Origin of the sequence: Novosphingobium sp., from assembly GCF_032093395.1 — a bacterium.
GTDB lineage: Bacteria > Pseudomonadota > Alphaproteobacteria > Sphingomonadales > Sphingomonadaceae > Novosphingobium.
Map to the genome: position 1 here is coordinate 1 of NZ_DAMDBA010000059.1, position 21,894 is coordinate 21,894.

Annotated in this window: 21 protein-coding genes; 6 read left to right on the forward strand and 15 right to left on the reverse strand. The window is 64.0% G+C overall.

The genetic code is table 11. The features are described 5' to 3' along the window. Together RT424_RS17370 and cofE are read right to left on the reverse strand one after the other, a co-directional pair. Window positions 1-186, reverse strand: a 186-nt coding sequence (locus RT424_RS17370) for a 2-phospho-L-lactate transferase CofD family protein (protein WP_313440789.1), incomplete at its 3' end; no start/stop codon positions are given. Then, the gene (cofE, locus tag RT424_RS17375; protein WP_313440791.1) at window positions 183-965 is read right to left on the reverse strand and encodes a coenzyme F420-0:L-glutamate ligase; all 783 of its coding nucleotides are present in this window, start codon (window positions 963-965) and stop codon (window positions 183-185) included. The genes RT424_RS17370 and cofE, both read right to left, overlap by 4 nt. Before the next feature lie 96 nt (window positions 966-1,061). Here cofE and npdG point away from each other — a divergent pair, with 96 nt between their 5' ends. The 4 genes from npdG to RT424_RS17395 are packed head-to-tail and all read left to right on the forward strand — an operon-like array spanning window position 1,062 to window position 4,203. Further along, complete coding sequence (gene npdG / locus RT424_RS17380) at window positions 1,062-1,709, forward strand: NADPH-dependent F420 reductase (protein WP_313440793.1); 648 nt, start codon at window positions 1,062-1,064, stop codon at window positions 1,707-1,709. Further along, window positions 1,706-2,362, forward strand: a complete 657-nt coding sequence (cofC, locus tag RT424_RS17385) for a 2-phospho-L-lactate guanylyltransferase (protein ID WP_313440795.1) — start codon at window positions 1,706-1,708, stop codon at window positions 2,360-2,362. The genes npdG and cofC overlap by 4 nt, the downstream gene beginning before the upstream one ends. 13 nt (window positions 2,363-2,375) lie before the next feature. Beyond that, window positions 2,376-3,263, forward strand: coding sequence for an SDR family oxidoreductase (locus tag RT424_RS17390; protein ID WP_313440797.1), 888 nt, complete (start codon window positions 2,376-2,378; stop codon window positions 3,261-3,263). A 19-nt stretch (window positions 3,264-3,282) separates the two neighbouring features. Continuing rightward, window positions 3,283-4,203, forward strand: a complete 921-nt coding sequence (locus tag RT424_RS17395; RefSeq protein WP_313440799.1) for a TIGR03619 family F420-dependent LLM class oxidoreductase — start codon at window positions 3,283-3,285, stop codon at window positions 4,201-4,203. 3 nt (window positions 4,204-4,206) lie between these two features. Here RT424_RS17395 and RT424_RS17400 read toward each other — a convergent pair whose 3' ends face one another. The 7 genes from RT424_RS17400 to RT424_RS17430 all read right to left on the reverse strand — a co-directional run bounded on the left by RT424_RS17400 (window position 4,207) and on the right by RT424_RS17430 (window position 13,051). Continuing rightward, on the reverse strand, window positions 4,207-5,871 hold the full coding sequence (locus tag RT424_RS17400) for an alpha-D-glucose phosphate-specific phosphoglucomutase (protein WP_313440801.1): 1,665 nt from the start codon (window positions 5,869-5,871) through the stop codon (window positions 4,207-4,209). A 97-nt stretch (window positions 5,872-5,968) separates the two neighbouring features. Next, the gene (locus tag RT424_RS17405) at window positions 5,969-6,607 is read right to left on the reverse strand and encodes a JAB domain-containing protein (protein WP_313440803.1); all 639 of its coding nucleotides are present in this window, start codon (window positions 6,605-6,607) and stop codon (window positions 5,969-5,971) included. Then, window positions 6,505-7,014 (reverse strand): hypothetical protein, encoded by a 510-nt coding sequence (locus tag RT424_RS17410; protein WP_313440805.1) that lies wholly within the window; start codon window positions 7,012-7,014, stop codon window positions 6,505-6,507. The genes RT424_RS17405 and RT424_RS17410 overlap by 103 nt, the downstream gene beginning before the upstream one ends. Before the next feature lie 61 nt (window positions 7,015-7,075). Then, window positions 7,076-7,414, reverse strand: coding sequence for a hypothetical protein (locus RT424_RS17415; protein ID WP_313440807.1), 339 nt, complete (start codon window positions 7,412-7,414; stop codon window positions 7,076-7,078). Between the two features lie 66 nt (window positions 7,415-7,480). Then, a complete protein-coding gene (locus RT424_RS17420) occupies window positions 7,481-8,002 on the reverse strand; it encodes a helix-turn-helix transcriptional regulator (RefSeq protein ID WP_313440809.1) in 522 nt (173 codons plus the stop codon). A gap of 470 nt (window positions 8,003-8,472) precedes the next feature. Beyond that, entirely contained in the window at window positions 8,473-10,275 is a 1,803-nt protein-coding gene (lepA, locus tag RT424_RS17425) for a translation elongation factor 4 (protein ID WP_313440811.1), read from the reverse strand. A 67-nt stretch (window positions 10,276-10,342) separates the two neighbouring features. After that, on the reverse strand, window positions 10,343-13,051 hold the full coding sequence (locus RT424_RS17430) for an EAL domain-containing protein (protein WP_313440813.1): 2,709 nt from the start codon (window positions 13,049-13,051) through the stop codon (window positions 10,343-10,345). A gap of 185 nt (window positions 13,052-13,236) precedes the next feature. Between RT424_RS17430 and RT424_RS17435 the strand changes: the two genes are divergently transcribed. Further along, complete coding sequence (locus tag RT424_RS17435; RefSeq protein ID WP_313440815.1) at window positions 13,237-14,595, forward strand: FAD-dependent oxidoreductase; 1,359 nt, start codon at window positions 13,237-13,239, stop codon at window positions 14,593-14,595. A 61-nt stretch (window positions 14,596-14,656) separates the two neighbouring features. Here the strand turns inward: RT424_RS17435 and dnaN are convergent, their stop codons facing one another. The 5 genes from dnaN to RT424_RS17460 form a co-directional block, all read right to left on the reverse strand. Continuing rightward, complete coding sequence (gene dnaN, locus RT424_RS17440) at window positions 14,657-15,775, reverse strand: DNA polymerase III subunit beta (protein ID WP_313440817.1); 1,119 nt, start codon at window positions 15,773-15,775, stop codon at window positions 14,657-14,659. Window positions 15,776-16,039: 264 nt separating this feature from the next. Beyond that, on the reverse strand, window positions 16,040-16,522 hold the full coding sequence (locus RT424_RS17445) for a hypothetical protein (protein WP_313440819.1): 483 nt from the start codon (window positions 16,520-16,522) through the stop codon (window positions 16,040-16,042). A gap of 4 nt (window positions 16,523-16,526) precedes the next feature. Then, complete coding sequence (gene fabG, locus RT424_RS17450) at window positions 16,527-17,291, reverse strand: 3-oxoacyl-[acyl-carrier-protein] reductase (protein ID WP_313440821.1); 765 nt, start codon at window positions 17,289-17,291, stop codon at window positions 16,527-16,529. A 109-nt stretch (window positions 17,292-17,400) separates the two neighbouring features. Continuing rightward, window positions 17,401-18,336, reverse strand: coding sequence for an ACP S-malonyltransferase (fabD, locus tag RT424_RS17455; RefSeq protein WP_313440822.1), 936 nt, complete (start codon window positions 18,334-18,336; stop codon window positions 17,401-17,403). Between the two features lie 155 nt (window positions 18,337-18,491). Continuing rightward, window positions 18,492-19,301 (reverse strand): LD-carboxypeptidase, encoded by an 810-nt coding sequence (locus RT424_RS17460; protein ID WP_313440823.1) that lies wholly within the window; start codon window positions 19,299-19,301, stop codon window positions 18,492-18,494. Between the two features lie 53 nt (window positions 19,302-19,354). Here RT424_RS17460 and RT424_RS17465 point away from each other — a divergent pair, with 53 nt between their 5' ends. Further along, window positions 19,355-20,794, forward strand: coding sequence for a glutamate ligase domain-containing protein (locus RT424_RS17465; protein ID WP_313440825.1), 1,440 nt, complete (start codon window positions 19,355-19,357; stop codon window positions 20,792-20,794). A gap of 144 nt (window positions 20,795-20,938) precedes the next feature. Here the strand turns inward: RT424_RS17465 and RT424_RS17470 are convergent, their stop codons facing one another. Continuing rightward, window positions 20,939-21,883: a DUF808 domain-containing protein gene (locus tag RT424_RS17470; protein WP_313440827.1), complete on the reverse strand. Its 945-nt coding sequence runs from the start codon at window positions 21,881-21,883 to the stop codon at window positions 20,939-20,941. Between the last annotated feature and the right edge of the window lie 11 nt (window positions 21,884-21,894).

Consider the following 21,894-nt stretch of genomic DNA (forward strand, 5'->3'; position numbering starts at 1 on the left):
TAGCCCGGCCAAGGCGTAAGTCACCGAATCTATGTCTGGACAGACAGTTAGGCCAAGATGCTCGAAATCATCTCCAGTGTTGACGACGAGGGTAAGGTCTTCCCCGGAGGTGACCGCCGCCAGTCCCGCCGCAAGTTTTGCGCCTCCGACCCCGCCCGAAAGCGCGAGTATGTGCTTTCCGCTCATCGGAACATGTCCTGCGCGATCGGCCTCAGGCCGCTGATAGCCCCCGGGCCGTCCTCAGCGGTCACCCAGCGGGCACAGCCTCTCACGAGGGCTACCGGAGTGCCTTCCGCGCCTTCGCCCATCGCCAGCGCCGCCATCGCGGCGATCGAGTCCGCTATGGCGATCACGGTAGCCTGAAGGGTGCGGCCATAGAGGTCCGTTCCCGTGCCGCGGCGATCTTCCAGCACGGTCAGTCCGGCGCAGCCGATCGCATTGCCCAGTGTGCCGATCCGCCAGGCCCGGCCCATCGAATCCGCGATCACCACGCCGACCCTTACCTCAGATGTCTTCCGAAGTTCGGCCCGCAGCGCCCGCGCGGAAGCGTCGGGATCCAGCGGCCAGAGCAGCACGCGCCCCTCGGCCGCGCCATCCACGTTCGAGGCATCGATCCCGGCGTTGGCCAGCACATGACCGGTGCGATGTGCCGCGATCACCGCCGCCGATGTGCCACGAAGGATCTGAGAACTCTCCTCAAGTATGGCCTGCATCATCCTGGGATCTCGGCCTGCAACACGAGAAAGCTCACGCGCTTCCTCAGAAGCGGAGAACCCCGCCAGATCGCGGGTGCGGCCCTCCACCTTGGAGACGATCTTCTGCGCTACCACCAAGATATCGCCATCGCGGAACTGATCGCCTTCAGCCTCCAAGCTTGCGCATATCGCTTGCGCAATCGACATTCCGGTAGCGAACATGGGCAATCCGGCGAGCGGTCGCACGGTGAGTTCTGGATTTCGCTGCATCGGCCCTTCCGAACGCCTGACTGAAGCCGCCACCGGAAACGAAAATATCGGTAACCACAATGACCGCGAACAAGAATTCGCGGGGGAGATAATCTGATGGCAGCTATCGCGGTGATCGGCGGAACCGGCGCTTTGGGCAAGGGGATCGCTCGGAGACTGGTCAAGGCGGGCCACCGCGTGACCATCGGCTCCCGTTCCGCAGACAAGGCCCGCGCGACTTCGGAAGAGCTGGGCGCTGACTATGCCGAAAATGCGGATGCCGCCAGGAACAAGGACATCGTCATTGTCGCCGTCCCCCATGGCTCCCAGGGAGATACGCTGCGCCAGATCGCAGGCGCGATAGGCACGGCAGTCGTCGTGGACACCACCGTGCCGCTGGTTCCGCCAAAGGTCATGCGCGTGCAGCTTCCTGCGGAAGGCAGCGCCGCCATGCAGGCGCGGGAGCACTTGGGGCCCGATGCGCGGCTCGTTACCGCGTTCCACAACGTTTCGGCCCATCATCTCGACAGCGACCATGCGATAGAATGCGACGTCCTGGTCTTCTCCGACGATGTGGAGGCGCGCCAGGTCGTAGTCGACCTCTGCCCCGGTATGGGCCTGCGCGGGCTTTCGGGCGGCGCACTGGCCAATTCGGCGGCAGCCGAGGCGCTGACCTCGATCCTCATCTACATGAACAAGACGTACAAGGCCGACGGCGCGGGCATACGCTTCACCAACCTTGCCGCAGCGCCGCAAATGCCGTGACGTGCTGGGCGCTCATCCCGGTCAAGGCGCCCGGTTTCGGCAAGACGCGGCTCGCGTCGGTCCTGAGGCCGCAACAGCGCGAGGCTCTGGTCGCGGGGATGCTGCGCCATGTCCTCAATACGGTGAGCGCCTGCCCGGCGATCCAGAGGGTCTGCGTACTCGGACCCCCGCGCCCGAATCTCGGCAAAGGAATCCTGCGCTTCGACGACCCCGGCCCGGACCTTAACGGCGCATTGGAGAGCACGATGGCGGCGATCACGGCCGCCGGGCCGGAGCGCATCCTGGTGCTTCCGGCAGACCTGCCATGCCTCGGCATGGCCGATGTGGAACGTCTCGCCAACCTCCCGGCCGACACCCTGGGCATTGCGCCCGATCGCCATCGCACCGGCACCAACGGACTCTCGATCCCGCTGCCCAGCGGCATCTGGTATCCTTTCGCTTTTGGTCAAGACAGTTTCTCAAACCATTGTAATAACGCTATAAATATTGGACTTAGCGTGGAGACGATCCTCTCGTGCGGGCTGGAGAAAGATATAGACGAGCCTCTCGATCTCGCTGATGCTGTTCGCGTTCTGAGGCGTATCTACGATCCCGAGAATGGTTCGGGGATCGACGAGTGGCCGCGCCAGGGAGGCCGAAAGCGGTCCGCTTGATGGGAGAATGCCGATGAACGCCAGCGTGGTGGACGGTAGCGTGGTGGACGGCAGGGCTATCGACCTGACCGGAAAAGTGGTCTTCGTCACCGGCGGGGGCGGTGGGATCGGACGATCGGTTGCGCTCTGCATGGCGGACATGGGCGCCGATATCGCTATTCTGGAAGCCATCCCCGAACGCTGCGAACAAGTGTCCGAACTCGTCGCGCAGCGCGGCCGGAAAGCGCTCTGCATCCCGGGCAATGCGATGGAGGTGGAAACCGTCCAGAACGCAGTTGCCGAAACAGCCCGTCATTTCGGACGACTGGACGTATTGGCCAACAATGTCGGCGGCGTCTCGCGGCGGCCCTTCGTCAACCTCGCCGAGAAGAACTGGCGGCGCCATATCGATCTCAATCTGGTGTCCAACCTCGCGGCGACTCAGGCCGCGCTGCCGTTCATGATCGAAAGCGGCAACGGCGGATCCATCATCAACGTCACCAGCATCGAAGCATCGCGGGCGGCGCCGGGCTACGCGGTCTACGCCGCCTGCAAGGCCGGGTTGAACAACCTGACGCGCACGCTGGCTGTCGAACTTGCCCACCATGGCATCCGCGTCAATGCGATCGCTCCCGACTATACGGTGACGCCGGGCACGCAAGGGCAGTTCGGCGGCGCCGTCGCGCCCGACCTCTGGCATCGCCCGACCCCGGCCCAGCAGGAAGCCATCCGCCGCCGCATTCCCCTGGGTCGACCCGGCATCGACGACGAGTGCGGCCGCGTCGCTGTGTTCCTGGCATCCGACATGGCCAGTTATGTCACCGGCGCGATCATTCCCGTCGATGGCGGCACTTGGGCTTCGGGTGGATGGGTCCGCAACGACCAGGACGATTGGATTCTCCCGCCCCAGCCGATCGATTGAACGAAAGACGGAAAAAGCCATGACATTCACGCTCAGCACCAGCCTGCCGTTCGACCGGATCGACAGGCCGGAAGAGTACGGCACGATGGAGGCCCTGCACGAAATCGCGCGCATCGTCGAACAGGCGGGCTTTTACGCCGGCACCGTCACGGATCATCCCGCGCCTTCCGCCCGCTGGCTGGATGCCGGCGGGCACTATGCCCAGGATCCCTTCGTCATGCTGTCGATGCTGGGGGCGGTCACCACGAGGCTGCGTCTCCAGACCAACATCCTCGTCCTGCCCTATCGCAATCCTTTCGTGGTGGCGCGGGGGGTGTCGACGCTCGATCATTTCACGCAGGGGCGCGTGATCCTCGGCCTGGGCGCCGGGTACATGAAAGCGGAATACAAGGCGCTGGGCGTGGACTTCGATGCCCGCAACGATCTGATGGACGAATATATCACGGCGATGAAGCTGGCCTGGACCGGCCAGGACTTCAGCTTCGAAGGCACGGGCTATACCGCGCTGGGCAATCGCATGTTGCCGACCCCGGCCCAGAAACCGAACCCGCCCCTGCTGGTCGGCGGAAACTCCAAGCGCGCCCTACGCCGCGCCGCCGAGATGGGCGATGCCTGGCATCCGTTCTTCGTGCCCAAGGCGGTGACGGACACGGCGCGCACCGCCAATCTGGAAGGCGACGAGGATATCAGCGAGGCGATCGCCTACATGCACGCCCATGCCGAGAAGATCGGCCGGGCAGAGCCTCCGAAAGTCATCGCGTCCTCCACTTACGCCATCAAGCAAGGCTGGAGCGCTCAGGAAGCGCTGGACCACTTCGCGCATCTGAAATCTCTCGGAATTCATGGCGCCGGGGCGACCGTCCACGCCGAAACGCGCGCCGAATACTGCGATCTGGCGCTGCGGTTCGGCGAAGAGGTGATCGCCCGAATCGATTTCTGACGATCAGGTCACCACGTCGGGCGCGCTGCGCCCGACGTGGCGCGCAATCCCGGCGATGGCCTGCGCGGCAGCGATCTGCGGCTCCAGCATCGTTCCGGTGTCTGCATCCAGCTGTCCGGAAACCGGCTCGTAACGCTCCAGGTAGACGCGCAAAGTCGCGCCCTGCGTGCCGGTGCCCGAGAGACGGAAGACCACTCGGCTGCCATCCTCGAACAAGACCCGGATGCCCTGGTTTGCGCTGACGGACTGATCGACAGGATCGGTGTAGGCAAAACTGTCGGCATGAGCGACCGTAAGCGGTCCGAACTGCTGGCCCGGCAGAGTCGCAAGCGCGCCGTTCAGTTCGACCATCAAACCCGCCGCAGCCTGGCTGTCCACAGCCTCATAGTCATGGCGCGCGTAGTAGTTGCGCCCGAACCGAGCCCAGTGGGTACGGGCAAGCTGATCGACGCTGATGTCCCTTGCGGCGAGGATGTTGAGCCAGAGCAGCACGGCCCAGAGACCGTCCTTCTCGCGAATATGGTCGGAACCGGTGCCGGCGCTCTCCTCGCCGCAGATCGTGACCATCCCCGCATCAAGGAGCGTGCCGAAGAACTTCCAGCCGGTCGGCGTCTCGAAGCACGGAGTACCCAATGCCTCTGCCACCCGATCTGCAGCGGCGCTGGTCGGCATCGAACGGGCGATACCCGACAGGCGCCCGCGATAGGCTGGAGCTATCTCGATATTCGCCGCCAGCATTGCCAGCGAATCAGACGGCGTGACGAACCGCCCCCGTCCGATGATGAGGTTGCGATCGCCGTCCCCGTCAGAGGCCGCGCCAAGATCGGGCGCGCCCGGCCCCATCATCAGGTCGTAAAGATCCTTGGCGTGGATCAGGTTCGGATCGGGATGGTGTCCGCCAAAATCCTCAAGCGGCGTACCGTTGATCACCGTACCCGTGGCAAAACCCAAACGGTTCTCCAGGATTTCGACGGCATAGGGCCCGGTCACGGCGCTCATTGCGTCGAAGCGCATCGTGAAGCCACTGCCGACGGCCTTGCGGATGGCGTCGAAATCGAACAGTTCCTCCATCAGGTCGGCATAGTCGGCCACCGGATCGATCACCTGCACGATCATGTCACCCACGGTGACTTCGCCCGGCATGTCGAGGTCGATATCGTCGGCATCGACGGTCAACCAGACGTCGATCTCCTTCGTGCGCGCGAGAATGGCACCGGTCACGCTTTCGGGAGCGGGGCCGCCGTTGGCGATGTTGTACTTGATGCCGAAGTCTTCTTCCGGACCGCCGGGATTGTGGCTGGCCGAAAGAATCAGGCCGCCACTGGCGCCGTACTTTCGGATCACATTGCTGGCGGCCGGCGTCGAGAGGATACCACCCTGCCCCACGATCACGCGGGCGTAGCCGTTGGCGGCGGCCATGCGGATGGCCTGCTGGATCACCGTTCGGTTATGGAAGCGACCGTCGCCGCCGATCACCAGCGCCGCGCCGGAAGAATCCGCATCGGACGAGCGCGAACCGGATTGCGGCTTCACCACATCGAAGACCGACTGAATGAAATTCTCGGCGTAATTCGGCTGCTGGAAAATGCGCACTTTCTTGCGCAGGCCAGACGTTCCGGGCGCCTGTCCCTCGAAAGGCGTGGTCGGTACGGTGACGATGTCGGTCAAACCCAATCTCCAAGCAGGACGTTCACGCGAATGCGCTCGCCGGTATAGATAGCGCCTACGACAATCCGGTTGCACGTCCCTTAAGGCAAATCGCCATCTAAATCAGACCATTGTCACTCATACTGAAGATTCCCCCCCTGGCGACGACGAAATGGTCGTCCAGACTTAGCTCCAGCGCCGCCATCACTTGCCGGAAAGTGCGAGTGGACTGGACATCGTCGACGCTGGGCCGAGGATCTCCGGAAGGGTGATTATGCGCAAGGATCAGGCGACGTGCATCCAGGTCGAAAGCACGGCGAACCGTGCGGCGCAGCGGCAGATCGCAGGTCGATTGACGGGTTCCGACATGAATATCCTCGGCGATGAACAGCCCCTCGCCGGTGAGGAACAACACCATCACGCATTCTTCGCGTCGGCCCGATATGCGCCTGGCGAGATATTGTCGAAATGCCGGACTACCAAGATCGACGGGATGCCCCAGAACGGTTTCGCGCATCGCCACGGCCGCCAGATCTCGGGCGGCGACGATGACCGCCGCGATCGCAAGCCGATTCGGGCCCGGCTCGCCGATCTCCTCGGCCAGGGCCTGCGCGCTGGCCGAATAGATCGTGCTCAGGGAACCGAAACGGAGGATCAGGCGGCGTGCAGCGGCTTCGCTACCTTCGCCGAGGACGGGCCGGAGTATTTGCGCCAGGACGGATAGTTGCCCCGTTTCTTCTGCCGCCGCATGTGACACGCCAGGCCCAGGGCCATTGCCAGCAGTTGGACGTAAGATGGAATGATCGACATCACCTGATAGGCGGTCGTGTGGATACCCACGTTCCCCAGTCGGTAGAAGTGACTCGAAAACGCGATGATCTGCGCCCCACCTATCCATAAGGGGTAGAACCTGTTGGCATGAAGCGCGACATAGCCGATGCCCAGCAGGCTCGACGTATCGATCGCCAGATGGACGACATCGACCCCGTAGAAGACCAGGAGATCGGACCCGCGGCCGAGATGGTAGATTCTGTCCACCACCACCATGCCCAGCATGATGCCGGCAAGGATCCGCTCAGGCGCACCGCCACGCCGCCAGGCCAAGAGGAACAGAGCAAGATAGACCGCATATTGCAGGTAGGCCCGCGCGCCCCAGGTCAGCATGCAAGCCCCCCATGGCCATGCCGCCGGAAACGCGCGGAACCCGCGATCGCGCCTGGGTCGCTTAGGCCGATCGCAACATCGTTGCGTCTTCCACCAGCTGCGCCTGGTTCGGGCAGGCTTCCGGCTCGTCGGCAATCGCGTTGATGTCGCGGCCGATTCCCAGGAGTTCCTGATGAACGCGGATCATGTCGTTCTGGCTTTCCAGCAATGTGCGCTGCGTCTTGGCAAGGCGCATGAGCGCCGTCTGCCCAGTGAAAGTAGCCACGCCATCGGCCTGGCGGGCAAGCAGCATCGATTCCATCAGGCGTGCCGAAGCAAGCAGGGCGGAATCCAGCGAGAGTTCGGCCTCGGGAAGCTGGCGCGCGATCCGGGCGGTGGCAGCGGAAATCGTGATCGACATAAAGACCCCCATCCAGCAGCATCGGCCCGTTCGATGCGCTTGAAAACGTCATGGCGGGAGGCTGGGTCAAAGCAGGCTGCTCAGCTTGGTGGCCAGGTCCAGACCGAACACCGCCACGAGAAGAAGTCCTCCGGCGATGGCGATCATGGCGGCCGTGCGGCTGAGACCCGCATTCGCTCCATCGAGCACCTCCGGGACGACCCGTGCGAAATTCTCCTCCTGCCAGGGCGCCGTCACCTTGAATGTGGCGCCGTCGGCAAGGGTGAGCCTTTCGACCAGTTCGTCCCGGCCCTGATCCTCATCGAACAGGGTGACGGCCGGAACCTGAGGATTCTTCTCTGGTAGCGGATTACAGGCCGCTGCCTGATCCAGCTGAAATTGCCTGTAAGCACGGGCCAATTCGGCACGGGGAGGAGAGCCCGTGCGGCTGCGGACGCCTTCGATGCGCTGGTTGACCGCGCTTTCGGAAATGCGCAGCTCCCAGGCGATTTCCTTGCTGGTGCGGTTTTCCGCCACGAAAGCCAGAACTTCGTGCTGCTTGGGTGTCAGGGACGGAAATACCGTCATGATGCGTTGAAACTGCGTCATGTCGCCGCCAGCGTCCAGTCGCTCAAGGTCCATAAACGCTACCGAACCACCCTCGTTCCGCCGCGCCCCACAACGCTGTCCGTGCCAGGCGTTTATAGGTCGTCTGCAAACACTCTATCAACCCATAGCAGGCGGCAATTTAACCACATCGGACACAGATGTGATGCTTCAAGAAACAAGCACACCGTTTGAATCGATTGTTGCCGCAATCGAATCGGCATCCGTGGCGTGTGCAACTTAGCTGGCCATCCTTAACCAACCTTGCTCACCTTTCGATTCGGCAGCTTCGATTCGATCTTCAAGCTGAATTTGATCGGAAATGGATCGATCATCCAGCGACGCGCCAGAACGAAAACGCCGCGCAAGAGCGCGGCGTTTAAATCGGTTCGACTGACAGAGTCTGGCAAAACGGCAGAACCGACGTGCGCAGCCCGGGGCCGCCGCCGCGCCGGATCAGCCTTATCTTCTGCTTACTCTTCGCCCATGCGCAGCGCAGCGATGAAGGCTTCCTGCGGAATCTGCACATTGCCGTATTCGCGCATGCGCTTCTTGCCTTCCTTCTGCTTTTCCAGAAGCTTCTTCTTGCGGGTGATGTCGCCGCCGTAGCACTTGGCGGTAACATCCTTGCGCATGGCCGAAATCGTCTCGCGCGCGATCACCTTGGCACCGATCGCCGCCTGAATCGGAATCTTGAACATGTGGCGGGGGATCAGCTCTTTCAGGCGTTCCACCAGCGCACGACCACGCGGTTCGGCCTGAGTTCGGTGAACCACCATCGACAGCGCATCGACCGGCTCGTTGTTCACGAGGATATTCATCATCACGAGGTCGCCCTCCTGAAGCCCGATCTGCTCGTAGTCGAAACTGGCGTAACCACGGCTGATCGACTTCAGGCGGTCGTAGAAGTCGAACACGACTTCGTTGAGCGGCAGTTCGTAGGTAACCTGGGCGCGGCCACCCACGTAAGTCAGGTCCTTCTGGATACCGCGACGGTCCTGGCAGAGCTTCAGGATCGAGCCTAGGTATTCGTCCGGCGTGTAGATCACCGCCTTGATCCAGGGCTCTTCCATGAAGTCGATCTTCACCGGATCGGGCATGTCGGCCGGGTTGTGCAGTTCCTTCACGGTGCCGTCGGTCATCGTCAGGCGATAGACCACGGACGGCGCGGTGGTGATGAGGTCAAGGTCGTACTCGCGGCTGAGGCGCTCCTGGATGATCTCCAGGTGCAGCAGCCCTAGGAAGCCGCAGCGGAAACCGAAGCCCAGGGCGGCGCTCGATTCCATCTCGAAGCTGAACGAGGCGTCGTTCAGGCGCAGCTTGCCGATGGATTCGCGCAGCTTCTCGAAGTCGTTGGCGTCGACCGGGAAGAGGCCGCAGAACACCACCGACTGCACTTCCTTGTAGCCCGGCAGAGCCTCGGTGGCACCCTGCTTCACGGTGGTGATGGTATCACCGACCTTGGCCTGCTCCACTTCCTTGATCTGCGCGGTGATGAAGCCGATTTCGCCCGGGCCGAGTTCCGGCAGATCGATGCGCTTGGGGGTGAAGCAGCCGACGCGGTCGACCAGATGGTCGGTACCGCCCTGCATGAACTTGACGTTGAGGCCCTTCTTGATGACGCCGTCGATCACGCGCACCAGAATGACGACGCCGAGGTAGGGGTCGTACCAGGAATCGACCAGCATCGCCTTGAGCGGCTTGGTACGGTCGCCCTTCGGCGCCGGAATCTTGGCGACGACCGCTTCGAGAATCTCATCGATGCCGATGCCCGACTTGGCCGAGGCGAGCACGGCGTCGGAAGCATCGATGCCGATCACTTCCTCGATCTCGTTGCGCACCTTTTCCGGTTCGGCTGCGGGCAGGTCGATCTTGTTGATGACAGGCACGATCTCATGGTCGTGCTCGATCGATTGGTAGACGTTGGCCAGGGTCTGCGCTTCCACGCCCTGCGCCGCGTCCACGACCAGCAGCGCCCCTTCGCAGGCGGCAAGGCTGCGCGATACTTCGTAGGCGAAGTCGACATGGCCCGGCGTGTCCATCAGGTTCAGCTCATAGGTGATCCCGTCGGAGGCGGTGTAGTTCAGGCGCACGGTCTGCGCCTTGATGGTGATCCCGCGCTCCTTCTCGATATCCATGTTATCGAGCACCTGCGCACTCATCTCACGGTCGGAGAGGCCTCCGGTACGCTGGATGAGACGGTCGGCGAGCGTCGACTTGCCGTGGTCGATATGGGCAATGATCGAGAAATTTCGGATCTGGGCGAGTTCGGTCATGGAAGCGCCGTTAGCAGCGCTTGGGGCGTTTGAAAATGCGTCTGTGAGCGCATTTTCAAGAGGCCTGTCAGCCCGCCTTGCGCATCAGCCCGGCATCGCCGCCATCCGGGCGCCGTTCGCCCCCCTTCGGCTCGGGCGCAAACAGGACCGCGCCGCTGGCATCCACTTCTAGCGGTCGGAGGAATTCCACGCCCATGCGATCTTCGCGACACCAGCGCGCCGTTGCCAGAACCACGTTGTCTCCAGCGAGGTGCAGGCCGAACTGCGTCTCCACCGGGACGTTCCAGAGGCCTTCCACCATGGCGCCCGTGCTGGAGATGTTCCGGATCGTGGCGTGATAGATATGGCCGCCATGCTCCAGGACGACCCGGCGCAGCATCGTCTGCCGGGGTGCACGAGCCGACCGAGGGCCAGCGGCGACAGCCGTCAACCCGCCTTCGAGGCGCGCCATGACTTCGTCCGAGCTCAAGGACTTTTCATAGATATAGCCCTGGACGTGGCTGCATCCAAGCAGACGCACGAGATCAAGCTCGTCCAGCGTCTCCACGCCTTCGGCCGTGGTTTCCATGCCCAGTGCTTCGGCAAGGCCGACGATGGAAGAGATGATCGCGCCATTGCGGCTGCCTTCGACGGTAGCCCCTCGCACGAAGCTCTGGTCTATCTTGATCTTGTCGAAAGGCGCCTTCTTCAGATAGCCCAGCGAGGAATAGCCGGTCCCGAAATCGTCGAGCGCCAGGCGTATGCCCACGTCCTTGAGCGCCGCGAACATGACTTCGGTGGACTTGTCCTCGCCCAGGAAGACGCTTTCGGTGATTTCCAGTTCGAGCCGCCCCGGATCGATGCCTGAATCGGCAATGGCTCTGGCCACGATCGAGGGAAGTTCGGGATTGGCGAATTGCAGAGGCGAAACGTTCACGGCCACGCGCACGTTGTGCGGCCAGCCGGCAAGGTCACGGCAGGCCTTGCGGAGCACCCATTCGCCGATCTCCGCAACGAGCCCGGTTTCTTCCGCCACGGGGACGAACCGTGCCGGCGAAAGGTAGCCGTGCCGGGGATGCTTCCAGCGGAGCAGCGCCTCGAAGCCGGTGATCTTCTCGGTCGTGGTATGGACCTGGGGCTGGTAGTGCAGTTCCAACGCGCCTGCGTCGATGGCGTCGCGCAGATCCTGCTCCAGCTGCTGGCGTTCGCGCGCATCGGAATGGAGATCGTCGTCGTAGAAGTGATGACGCCCGCGCCCGCCATCCTTCGCCGCATAGAGCGCCAAGTCGGCGTTGCGGATCAGCGCCTCCACCGTTGTGCCGTCCTCGGGGCACATGGCGATGCCCACCGAAGCGCCGATGGTGACGCGCGTACCGTCGATGGAATAGGGCTGCGACAGGGCCTCGATCACGCGACGCGCCAAGTGGCCGAGGCCCTCGTGCTGGTGGTAGCCCGGCAGGATCACCTGGAATTCATCGCCACCCAGGCGCCCCACGCGGCCCATATTGGCCACGGTCACCCGCAGTCGCTCCGCCACCTGCTTGAGCAGGGCATCGCCCGCAGGGTGGCCCAAGGTGTCGTTGACCTGCTTGAAACGGTCGAGGTCCAGCAGGAACACGGCGCAGGCGCGGTTCTCGGTGCGCGGCGAGTTGATGACCTTTTCCAGCCATTCCGACATCTGGAAACGGTTGGCGAGCTTGGTCAGCGAATCGAAGCGCGCCAGTTGGGTGACATGCTGCTGCGATTTGCGCGTCTCGGTCAGGTCGATGCCGGATCCGCGAAAGCCCAGGAAATTATGGAACTGATCCAGCACCGGCCGACCGCTGATCGACCACCAGCGTTCGTCCTCCTCATGCGTGGCGGCGCGAACCGCGACATCCTGGAACGAGGAGCGGGTCGAAAGATGGAAGGCCAGCGTGCGTTCGCTGTCATGATCTTCCGCGCGCAAGTGGAACAGGCCGAGGAACGGCCTGCCGTACAACTCGGACTGCGCCGTATCGAGCAGTTCCGCGATGCGCGGCGAAACATAGGCCACCAGCCCGCGCCGGTCGGTTTCCCAGAACCAGCCCTGCCCCGTCTCCTCATACTCGCGCAGGAGTTCCTCGGCGCGATGCCGCTCCCGCTCCTGCCCGGCACGACGCGCGGATTCCTCGCGGGCCATGCGCGCCTGCCGCATCGCCGCCAACAGGCCTATCCCTCCACCGGCCGCAAGCAGGCCCAGCGTCGCCAACGAACCCGAATGGATCGAGGCCCCCGCCCACAGGCCTACCGTTGCGGCAACGATCGAGGTCACGCGGCGTTCGAGCAGCACCGTCGCCAACAGGACGAGCAGGCCATAGCCCTTGATCGTCAAGCGCCAGTCCAGCGCCGCGATCTCGCGTGTCCACTGCGTGGCGGAAACGCCGAACAGCAGCATCGGCAAGGCCACCGCCAGCAGCATCAGCGGGTATCGCTTCCAACTGCGGTGGTCGAGACGCGCCTCCAGCATAGCCAGCGAGGGCGCGGCCAGACAGAGCAGCATGGCGGCGAAAGCCAGCGAAAGCGACAATGGGCCCGGCGCGCTGCGGGACGCCACGCCCAGCGCCACCATGATGCAGACCATGGCGGGCGCCATCAACTCCCAGCGCCGGGCGATGAAGAAATGAAGCGGGTCGCTGCTCGGCCCGCGCGGGCGCAGGAAGGCGAAGTTCGGAATGCCGGTGCGGATAGTGCTTTCGGTCTGATCGCCGGGGACGCGGATTTCCATCGCGCTTTCGCACGACTGGACTTTCAGCGCCTTCAGCCCCTTTCTTGCCATCCCATCGGCTATTGCCCGCCGGCCATTGCAAAAGTGTTAAGTTCCGGCAACCAAACCCCAAATCGCCGGATATGTCATCCAGCGCCCGCCCTGCCGGATTTCGCTTGCCGCGGATCGCGAAGCGTGTTTGCTTCAACCTTGGCGGGCGTGCTGATCCAGTCTCCGTCCGCTTGGGAGAAACATCCATGCGACATATCGCCATCGTCGGATCGGGACCGGCCGGATATTACACGGCCGAAGCAGCGCTCAAGCAATGGAAGGACGATGTCAGGGTCGATATCTTCGATTCCTCTCCCGTCCCTTTCGGACTGATCCGCACGGGCGTGGCCCCCGATCACCAGAGCATCAAGAGCGTGGCGCGGCGATACGAAACGACGGCCCTCAGCGATAACGTTCACTTCGTGGGCAACGTCATGGTCGGCCAGGACATCTCGATCGACGAACTGCGCGGTCTCTACGATGCCGTGGTGCTGGCAACCGGGGCGCCCAACGATCGCAGGCTCGGGCTTCCCGGTGAAGACCTGCCCAATGTCTACGGCAGCGCGGGTTTCGTCGGCTGGTACAACGGACACCCCCAGTTCGCGGAACTTCACCCCGATTTCAGCCATGACACGGCGGTGATCGTGGGCAACGGCAATGTCGCACTGGATGTCGCGCGGATCCTCGCCAAGTCGGGAGAGGAATTCCAGGGCAGCGACATCGTTGCCCACGCGCTTGCGGCGCTGGACGCCTCCCGGATCCGGCGCATCGTCATTCTCGGACGGCGCGGGCCGCATCAGGTGACGATGACGCCGAAAGAGTTGGGCGAGCTTGCCAAGCTGGCGCGGGCCTGCCCCCGCGTCGATAGCGCGGATCTGCCGCCGCTGGCGCAGGACGCGGCGCTGGATGCCGGGATGCGCAAGACCATGGGCCACTTGCGCAGCTTCGCCATGGGCGAAACCGCGAACGACAACGCCGCCGAGGGTGGCGAGATCGTCTGTCCCGGCCGCGATATAGCGATCGAGTTCGATTTCTTCGCCGCGCCGCGCGCCATCCTCGGCACCGATCGGGTCGAAGGCGTGGAAGTCGAGCGCACAAGGCTGGTGGAAGGCAAGGCGGTAGGCACGGGCGAAACCTATCGCATCCCCGCAGGAATCGTCATCGCCTGCATCGGCTACCAGACCTCTCGAATCCCAGACGTCCCCTATGACGAGCAGGGCGGACGTTTCGCCAATGTCGAAGGCCGCATCATGCCCGGCCTCTATTGCGTCGGCTGGGCGCGGCGCGGCCCGACCGGCACGATCGGCACCAACCGGCCTGACGGTTTCGCGATCGTCGAGAAGATCGACGCCGATCTCGGTGCTGCTGGCGGAACGGGCAAGCGGGGCCGCCCCGGCTTCGAAGCCCTTGCGGCGGAACGCGGGATCGACTTCGTGAAGTTCACCGAGTGGCAGAAGATCGACGAAGCCGAAGTCGCCAATGCCCGGCAAGGCGCCCCTCGCGAGAAGATCGTCGAAGTGGACCGCATGATCGCCAAGGCCCACCCCTCCGTCCTGGAAAGCTAAGCGCGCAACGAAAAAGGCCGGGCATCATGCCCGGCCTTTTCCTGTTCACTTGAGCCTGCGATCAGACGCGCATCGGCATCAGTACGTAGAGCGCGGGGCTCTTTTCGTCCTGACGGATCAGCGTCGGTGCGCCGGCGTCGGCCAAGTGGAGTTCCACCGTGTCACCGTCGATCTGGCCAAGGATGTCCTTGAGATAATTGGCGTTGAAGCCGATCTCGAAACCATCCGAGGAGTAGTCCGCCGGGACTTCTTCCGCCGCCGTGCCGTTGTCGGGCGAGGTGACCGAAAGCGTCACGCGGTCCTGCTCCAGCGCCATCTTCACGGCGCGGGTCTTCTCGGTGGCGATGGTCGCCACGCGGTCCACGCCTTCGAAGAAGCTCTTGGGATCGACCTTGAGCAGCTTGTCGTTCCCGGTGGGAATGACGCGCGTGTAATCGGGGAAAGTGCCGTCGATCAGCTTGCTGGTCAGCACCACGCCATGTTCGCCACCCAGCGTGAAGCGGATCTTGCTGGCAGAAAGGTCGACCAGCACGTTGGTGTCGAGCGCCTCTTCCAGCAGCTTGCGCAGTTCGCCCACGCATTTGCGCGGCACGATCACGTCCGGCATGCCTTCCGCGCCGTCCGGACGGGCCAGGGTGAAGCGCGCAAGGCGGTGACCGTCTGTGGCGGCGGCCTTCAGTTCCTCGTCCGAAACGTGGAGGAAGATGCCGTTGAGGTAGTAGCGCGTTTCCTCGGTGGAGATCGCGAAACGGGTGCGATCGATCAGCTGGCCCAGCGTGGCGGCCGGGATCTCGAAGCTGGTCGGCAGTTCGCCTTCGGCGATCATGGGGAAGTCGTCCCGCGGCAGGGTCGGCAGCTGGAAGCGGCTGCGCCCGGCCTTGACGACCATGCGGTTGTCCGCAACGTCGAGGCTGACCTGGCTGCCGTCAGGCAGTTTGCGCGCGATGTCGAAAAGCAGGTGCGCGGAAACCGTGATCGCACCGGCCTGTTCGACCGATACGGCGCCGAGTGTTTCGACGACCTGCAAGTCAAGGTCGGTCGCCATGATGCGCAACGATCCATTGCCCGAAGCCTCGATCAACACGTTCGAGAGAATGGGAATGGTATTGCGCCGCTCGACTACGGACTGCACGTGCGACAGGCAGCGCAGGAGCGTGGAACGTTCGATTGTGGCCTTCATGGCAGCCTCAAGTCCCCCTTGGTCGGGCTAAGGGATGCGCACATCCCGAATTTCAGGACGAATATCTCTAGCGAACGTAAAGCAACCGGCAAGCGCCTAATGCCCGTTCATCGGCGTTTCTGGGGATAAATGAGGGGATTTCAGGCGCTTTTAATCCGATCCGAACGCATTTACACTGTTCGCGAGGAAAAATGCTTCAAATGAACTTTTCTCTGCCAAATAGCCTCCAAGACCCGGAAACGCTTCACGCTCATGCCAAGCAGCTTACCGGCCCAGGTTCCTCACATGCCCCTTACCGTCCAGGATGAAGCGGGCGCTGCCATAAGCGGAGCGGGGCGCAAGGATAAAGACTTCGTAGACCACGTCGGGCGAAAGCCGCTTGGCCTGCACGTGCGGCCGCTCCAGCCCACTTCGTTTGTCGAGTACCGGCTTCCCCTTCAAGGCCTGCCCATAAACGAACGGAAACTTGTTGTCGCAACCCTTCAGCCAGTAGGACCAGTAGGAACCCTGGGCGATCTGGCCGGGATCGTCGCCCGCTTCCGCCTTGGCGTGCGGGCCGGATGACGTTCGGACATCCACCATGCAAAAGCGGTCCGGCCGGGAGAACCAGGTTCCGGTGGGCACGAACGTCAGGCGCCCTTCGATCATTTCCGCATGGAAATCGAAGTCGGACGAGCACGACTCCAGCAACAGGGCCCCCAGTGACAGGGCAAGCAAGCCTGCCACAAGGGTCGCACCCGGTTTCATGACCTTAGATCATCACCATGCCGCCGTTGACGTGGATCGTCTGACCGGTGACGTAGCCGGCCTCCTTCGAGGCCAGGAACACGGCCGCGGCGGCGATATCGTCGCCCTCGCCCATGCGGCCCATCGGGATGCGGCCGTTCAACGCGTCCTTCTGCGCATCGGGCAGCACGTCAGTCATCGCGGTGCGGATGAAGCCCGGCGCGACGCAGTTGACGGTGACGTTGCGGCTGGCGAGTTCCTGCGCGAGGCTCTTTGACATCGCGGTGATACCGCCTTTCGCCGCGCAGTAGTTCATCTGGCCGGGGTTGCCGGTGGTGCCGACCACCGAGGTCACGTTGATGATACGGCCGAAGCGCGCCTTCATCATCGGCTTGGTCACGGCGCGCATCAGGCGGAAGGTCGATTCGAGGTTGATCCTGATGACCTGGTCCCACTCCTCGTCCTTCATGCGCATGGCAAGGTTGTCGCGGGTGATGCCGGCATTGTTGATCAGGATGTCGATCTTGCCGAGCGATTCGAGCGCGGCGGGAACCAGCTTCTCCACCTGCTCGGGATCGCCGAGGTTGCAGGCGATGGCGACGTGGTCGACGTCCTGGACATGCTGCGGAGTGTGCTCGTCCAGCTCGTCGCGGAAAGCGCGCAGCTTTTCGGCGTTCGAGCCCGAGATGGCAAGGCGCGCGCCCTGCGCGGCCAGCGCGCGGGCGACGGCCGAACCGATACCGCCCGAGGCGCCGGTGACGAGGGCGGTCATTCCGTTGAGGTTGAACATCTTTTCAAATCTCCGTGACGCGCTCTCCCGAGGCGGGGAGCGCTGGCCCGCTGAACGGGCCTTTCTTCAAGCCTCCTGCGGTCCCGGGTCAAGCCCGGGACGTCGCGGATCAAAGGGTTTTGATCAGTTCCTCGATTTCGGCCATGGTCACGGCGGAAATCACCTCCACCTCGCCGGCCGAACGCTTGATCATCGGGCCGAGCACCTTGCCGCCGAGTTCGACGAACGTCTCGACGCCCGCCTCGCGCATGGCGATCGCGCTTTCGCGCCAGCGGACGCGGCCGGTGACCTGCTCTACCAGCAGGCGCTGGACTTCGGCGGGGTCGGTGACGACCGAGGCAGTGACGTTGGCGAACAGCGGCACATGCAGGCTGCCCGGAGGAGTCTTGCCGAGAGCCTCCGCCATGGCGTCGGCGGCGGGCTGCATCAGCGGGCAATGGAACGGCGCCGAGACCGGCAGCAGCACGCCGCGCTTGATGCCGTGATCCTTGACCAGCGCGATGGCGCGCTCGACGGCCTCGCGATGGCCCGAGATCACGACCTGCGTAGGGTCGTTGTCGTTGGCGACGGTGCAGACCTGACCTTCGGCGGCAGCTTCAGCCAAGGCGGTAGCCTTCTCGATATCGGCACCCAGCAGCGCGGCCATCGCGCCAAGGCCGACCGGAACGGCCGCCTGCATCGACTGGCCGCGCAGCTTCAGCAGGCGCGCGGTGTCGGCAAGGCTGAAGGCACCGGCAGCGCAGAGCGCGGTGTATTCGCCGAGCGAGTGGCCCGCGACGAAGTCCGCCTTGTCGGCCAGCGTAATGCCGCCTTCCTTCTCCAGCACGCGCAGGACGGCGATGGCATTGGCCATGATCGCCGGCTGGGCGTTCTCGGTGAGGGTCAACTCCTCTTCGGGGCCCTGCGTCATCACGCGGAACAGGTTCTGGCCGAGCGCATCGTCCACTTCCTGGAAGACCTCGCGCGCGACCGTGCTGGCTTCGGCGAGTTCGGCGCCCATGCCGACCTTCTGGCTGCCCTGACCGGGGAAAACGAATGCACGCATCTTGGCGGCTCCTTCTGTCCGGCGGGCTTCACGAATGTGCGCCCTGCCGATTTGCGAATCTCACTATGTGGCGCGGCGCGTTATTGACCTTGAAGCCGCTCGGCAAGCCCGGAGGGCGTTCTTTCGTCATACGACACCCGGAGCGCGCTCTTTCTTCAGACAGGCCCGAACGGCACGATGCGGTTCATGGCGTCATGGCCGATGTCGGCACCGCCGAGGTAGGGGATGGCATGATGGGCGCACCAGTGGCGCGCGATCTCTTCGGCCTCGACGCCGAACGGTCGATCGTTTTCGGGCACATCGCTGATGCGGCCGAGCCGCAGGCCGGCAACACCTCCAAGGTGCGCGGTGAGATGGAAGAACAGCCGGTCCACCGCGTAAAGATACTCGGATACTTCCTCCACCAGCACGACATGCCTGGCCAACCCCGGCATCAGCGGTGTGCCGCAGAGCATCGCCAGGGTCATAAGATTGAAGGCCACGCGTGGATGGCCGTCTCCGCTCAGCTCCATGTCCGAAGCGTCGCCGGTCAGCCACCGCAAGGCACGACGCACCGCCTCCGCGCCGCCCTCGCGCCGGATATCGGCCAGCATCGGACCATGCACCGGCTTGCCGACGCGCGAGCGATAGAGCCCGCCCAGCAGATAGCCGGCATCGGAATAGCCGAGGAAAGTCTTGTCCTGCGCGTCGTGCGTGAACCTGGCTATGGCGGCCTCTGCCACGCGGCAGGCGCCATAGCCGCCCCGCGCGAACCACACCGTGTCCACCGAGGGATCGTTGGCACATTCCACCAGCGCCGCGATACGCCGCGCGTCGCTTCCGGCGAAATGTCCCTCCACCTCGAAGCACTGCTCGTGAATCAATAGCTCCACATCGGGAAACTCCACGGCCGCCAGGGCGACGACGGCCTCCGCATCCTCGCGGGTGATCGGGGTGGATGGTGCACAAACTGCGATACGGGTCATCGCTCCTTCCTATCGAGGTTGTCAGGACGAACAAGGCCGCATACCGAAGCGTCATGACTTCCGTGCATAACGATCTCAGCAGCACCGATCTTTCCGGGCACCCCTGGTTCTTCTGCGGCATCGGCGGATCGGGCATGTTGCCCCTCGCGCTGATCCTCAAGGGCCACGGTGCACAAGTCGCCGGCTCGGACCGCAGCCGCGACCAGGGCCGCACGCCCGAGAAGTTCGCCTGGCTGGAAAGCCTCGGCTTCGAGCTGCATCCTCAGGATGGCAGCGGCATAACCGGCGCCGAGCAGACGCTGGTCGCCTCGGCGGCGGTGGAAGACACCGTGCCGGAAGTGGTCCGCGCCAAGGCATTCGGCTGCCCGCGCATGAGCCGCGCCGAGCTTCTGGCGACCCTGTTCAACGCCGCACCTTTCGGCATTGCCATCGGCGGCACCTCGGGCAAGTCCACCGTCACCGGCATGACCGGCTGGATCATGACGCACGCGGGCCGTGACCCAACGATCATGAACGGCGCGGTGATGAAGAACTTCGCCTCGCCCGACGCGCCTTTCGCCAGCGCCCGCGTGGGTCAGGGTGACGCCTTCGTGTCGGAAGTGGATGAAAGCGACGGCTCCATCGCGCTCTATCGCCCCAAGGTGGCGGTGCTGGGCAATGTCAGCCTCGATCACAAGAGCCTGGAAGAACTGCGCCAGCTTTTCGGAGACTTCCTCGGCCACGCGGAAGTCTCCGCGATCAATCTGGACGATGCGGAGACAGCCAGCCTCGCCTCTCATGCGCGGGCGCTGGTGACTTTCGGCATTGCGTCGGAAAACGCGCAGATCGGCGCGATCGACGTGGCTGAGGGGCCGACTTCGTTGACGGCCACCCTGCTCGATCGTCGCGATGGCAGTTCACATGCGCTCCACCTGAAAGTGCCGGGACGCCACAACCTCTACAACGCGCTGGCCGCCATCGCTGCCGCCAATGCCGCCGGAGTTTCGGTGGCCGATGCGGTCGAGGCGCTCGGCAGCTTCGTCGGCCTGGCGCGCCGGTTCGACATCGTCGGCACCTCGCCTTCGGGCGTGACGGTGATCGACGACTTCGGGCACAATCCGGACAAGGTTTCCGCCACGCTGGCGACCCTCAAGGCGCATCCGGGCCGCGTGATCGCGTTCTTCCAGCCGCACGGCTACGGCCCGCTCAAGCAGATGGGCCATGAACTGGCCGAAGTGCTCGCCACCAAGCTGGGGCCGGACGATGTGACGATCCTCTGCGATCCGGTCTACTTCGGCGGCACCGTGGACCGCTCCGAAGGCAGCGAACGGATCGTTCGCCTGATCGAGGCGGACGGCGGCGCCAATGGACCTGGGGCCGAATATGTGCCCTCCCGCGAGGATTGCGCCAGCCGCATCGTGGAGATCGCCCGTCCCGGCGACCGCGTAGTAGTGATGGGCGCCCGCGACGATACGCTGACGGTGTTCGCCAAGGACTTGCTGGCGCGGTTGTAGTTTCGTCGTCCCGGACTTGATCCGGGACCGCTGTCAGAGTCGAGCAGGCTCTCGGCGTGGCGGCGCCCAGACGCGAGGTTGCCCCTAAAGAATTGCCAGCGGTCCCGGATCAAGTCCGGGACGACGGTTTTTTTAGCTAAACCTTCAGTGCGCCGCGCCGCGCGCCTTGGCGATGAGGTGCACGACCACTGCGATCACGGCGCCCAGCACCAGCCCGACCACCGCCGACGCCACGGCGTAGCCCAGCCAGCCGAGCACGCCGCCGACCGGCCCGCCCAGCACGGCCAGCCAGTGCTGGAAGCCATGCGCCAGATGCGCCGGAGCGGGAACGCCCAGCTCCTCCAGGCCGTGGAGGATGATCCCGCCGCCGACCCAGAGCATCGCCAGCGTGCCGACCGAGGCCAGCACCGTCAGCACCTTGGGCATGCCGTTGACCAGCATGCGCCCGAAAGCCTGGGTGCCATGGCCTTGCTTCTTGGCGAGATGCAAGCCGATGTCGTCCATCTTCACGATCAGCGCGACCGCGCCGTAGACGCCTGCGGTAATGATCACGCCGACCAGCGCCAGCGCCACGGCGCGTGCGACAAGCGAGTTGTCGGCCACTTCCGCCAGGGCGATGGCCATGATCTCGGCCGAGAGGATGAGGTCGGTACGGATCGCGCCGGACACCCTGCCCTGCTCGAACGCGGCAACGTCCTGCACCGGTTCTTCCAGCGTCTCGCCGTGATGCGCGCCGCCAAGCTTCTCGATCACCTTCTCCGCACCCTCGAACGCGAGGTAGGCGCCGCCGATCATCAGGATCGGCGTGATTGCCCAGGGCAGGAACGCGCTCAGCAGCAGGGCGATCGGCAGCAGGATCACGAGCTTGTTGAACAGGCTGCCCTTGGCGATCTTCCAGATGATCGGCAGTTCGCGCTCGGGCGTGAAGTCGGTGACGTAGCCCGGCGTCACGGCGGCATCGTCGATCACGACGCCGGCCGCCTTGCTGCCGGCCTTGGCCACGCCCAGCCCCACGTCGTCCAGCGAGGCGGCTGCGGCACGGGCGATCACCGCGACGTCATCGAGAAGAGCAACGAGGCCGGAAGCCATCTGAAAGAATA

What these genes read in the sequence shown, in the direction of transcription:
- cofE (WP_313440791.1), bottom strand. Translation starts at nt 965, where the DNA reads ATGCAGCGAAATCCAGAACTCACCGTGCGACCGCTCGCCGGATTGCCC.
- npdG (WP_313440793.1), top strand. Translation starts at nt 1,062, where the DNA reads ATGGCAGCTATCGCGGTGATCGGCGGAACCGGCGCTTTGGGCAAGGGG.
- RT424_RS17390 (WP_313440797.1), top strand. Translation starts at nt 2,376, where the DNA reads ATGAACGCCAGCGTGGTGGACGGTAGCGTGGTGGACGGCAGGGCTATC.
- RT424_RS17395 (WP_313440799.1), top strand. Translation starts at nt 3,283, where the DNA reads ATGACATTCACGCTCAGCACCAGCCTGCCGTTCGACCGGATCGACAGG.
- RT424_RS17410 (WP_313440805.1), bottom strand. Translation starts at nt 7,014, where the DNA reads ATGCTGACCTGGGGCGCGCGGGCCTACCTGCAATATGCGGTCTATCTT.
- RT424_RS17415 (WP_313440807.1), bottom strand. Translation starts at nt 7,414, where the DNA reads ATGTCGATCACGATTTCCGCTGCCACCGCCCGGATCGCGCGCCAGCTT.
- RT424_RS17420 (WP_313440809.1), bottom strand. Translation starts at nt 8,002, where the DNA reads ATGACGCAGTTTCAACGCATCATGACGGTATTTCCGTCCCTGACACCC.
- lepA (WP_313440811.1), bottom strand. Translation starts at nt 10,275, where the DNA reads ATGACCGAACTCGCCCAGATCCGAAATTTCTCGATCATTGCCCATATC.
- RT424_RS17430 (WP_313440813.1), bottom strand. Translation starts at nt 13,051, where the DNA reads ATGGCAAGAAAGGGGCTGAAGGCGCTGAAAGTCCAGTCGTGCGAAAGC.
- RT424_RS17435 (WP_313440815.1), top strand. Translation starts at nt 13,237, where the DNA reads ATGCGACATATCGCCATCGTCGGATCGGGACCGGCCGGATATTACACG.
- dnaN (WP_313440817.1), bottom strand. Translation starts at nt 15,775, where the DNA reads ATGAAGGCCACAATCGAACGTTCCACGCTCCTGCGCTGCCTGTCGCAC.
- RT424_RS17445 (WP_313440819.1), bottom strand. Translation starts at nt 16,522, where the DNA reads ATGAAACCGGGTGCGACCCTTGTGGCAGGCTTGCTTGCCCTGTCACTG.
- fabG (WP_313440821.1), bottom strand. Translation starts at nt 17,291, where the DNA reads ATGTTCAACCTCAACGGAATGACCGCCCTCGTCACCGGCGCCTCGGGC.
- fabD (WP_313440822.1), bottom strand. Translation starts at nt 18,336, where the DNA reads ATGCGTGCATTCGTTTTCCCCGGTCAGGGCAGCCAGAAGGTCGGCATG.
- RT424_RS17460 (WP_313440823.1), bottom strand. Translation starts at nt 19,301, where the DNA reads ATGACCCGTATCGCAGTTTGTGCACCATCCACCCCGATCACCCGCGAG.
- RT424_RS17465 (WP_313440825.1), top strand. Translation starts at nt 19,355, where the DNA reads ATGACTTCCGTGCATAACGATCTCAGCAGCACCGATCTTTCCGGGCAC.
- RT424_RS17470 (WP_313440827.1), bottom strand. Translation starts at nt 21,883, where the DNA reads ATGGCTTCCGGCCTCGTTGCTCTTCTCGATGACGTCGCGGTGATCGCC.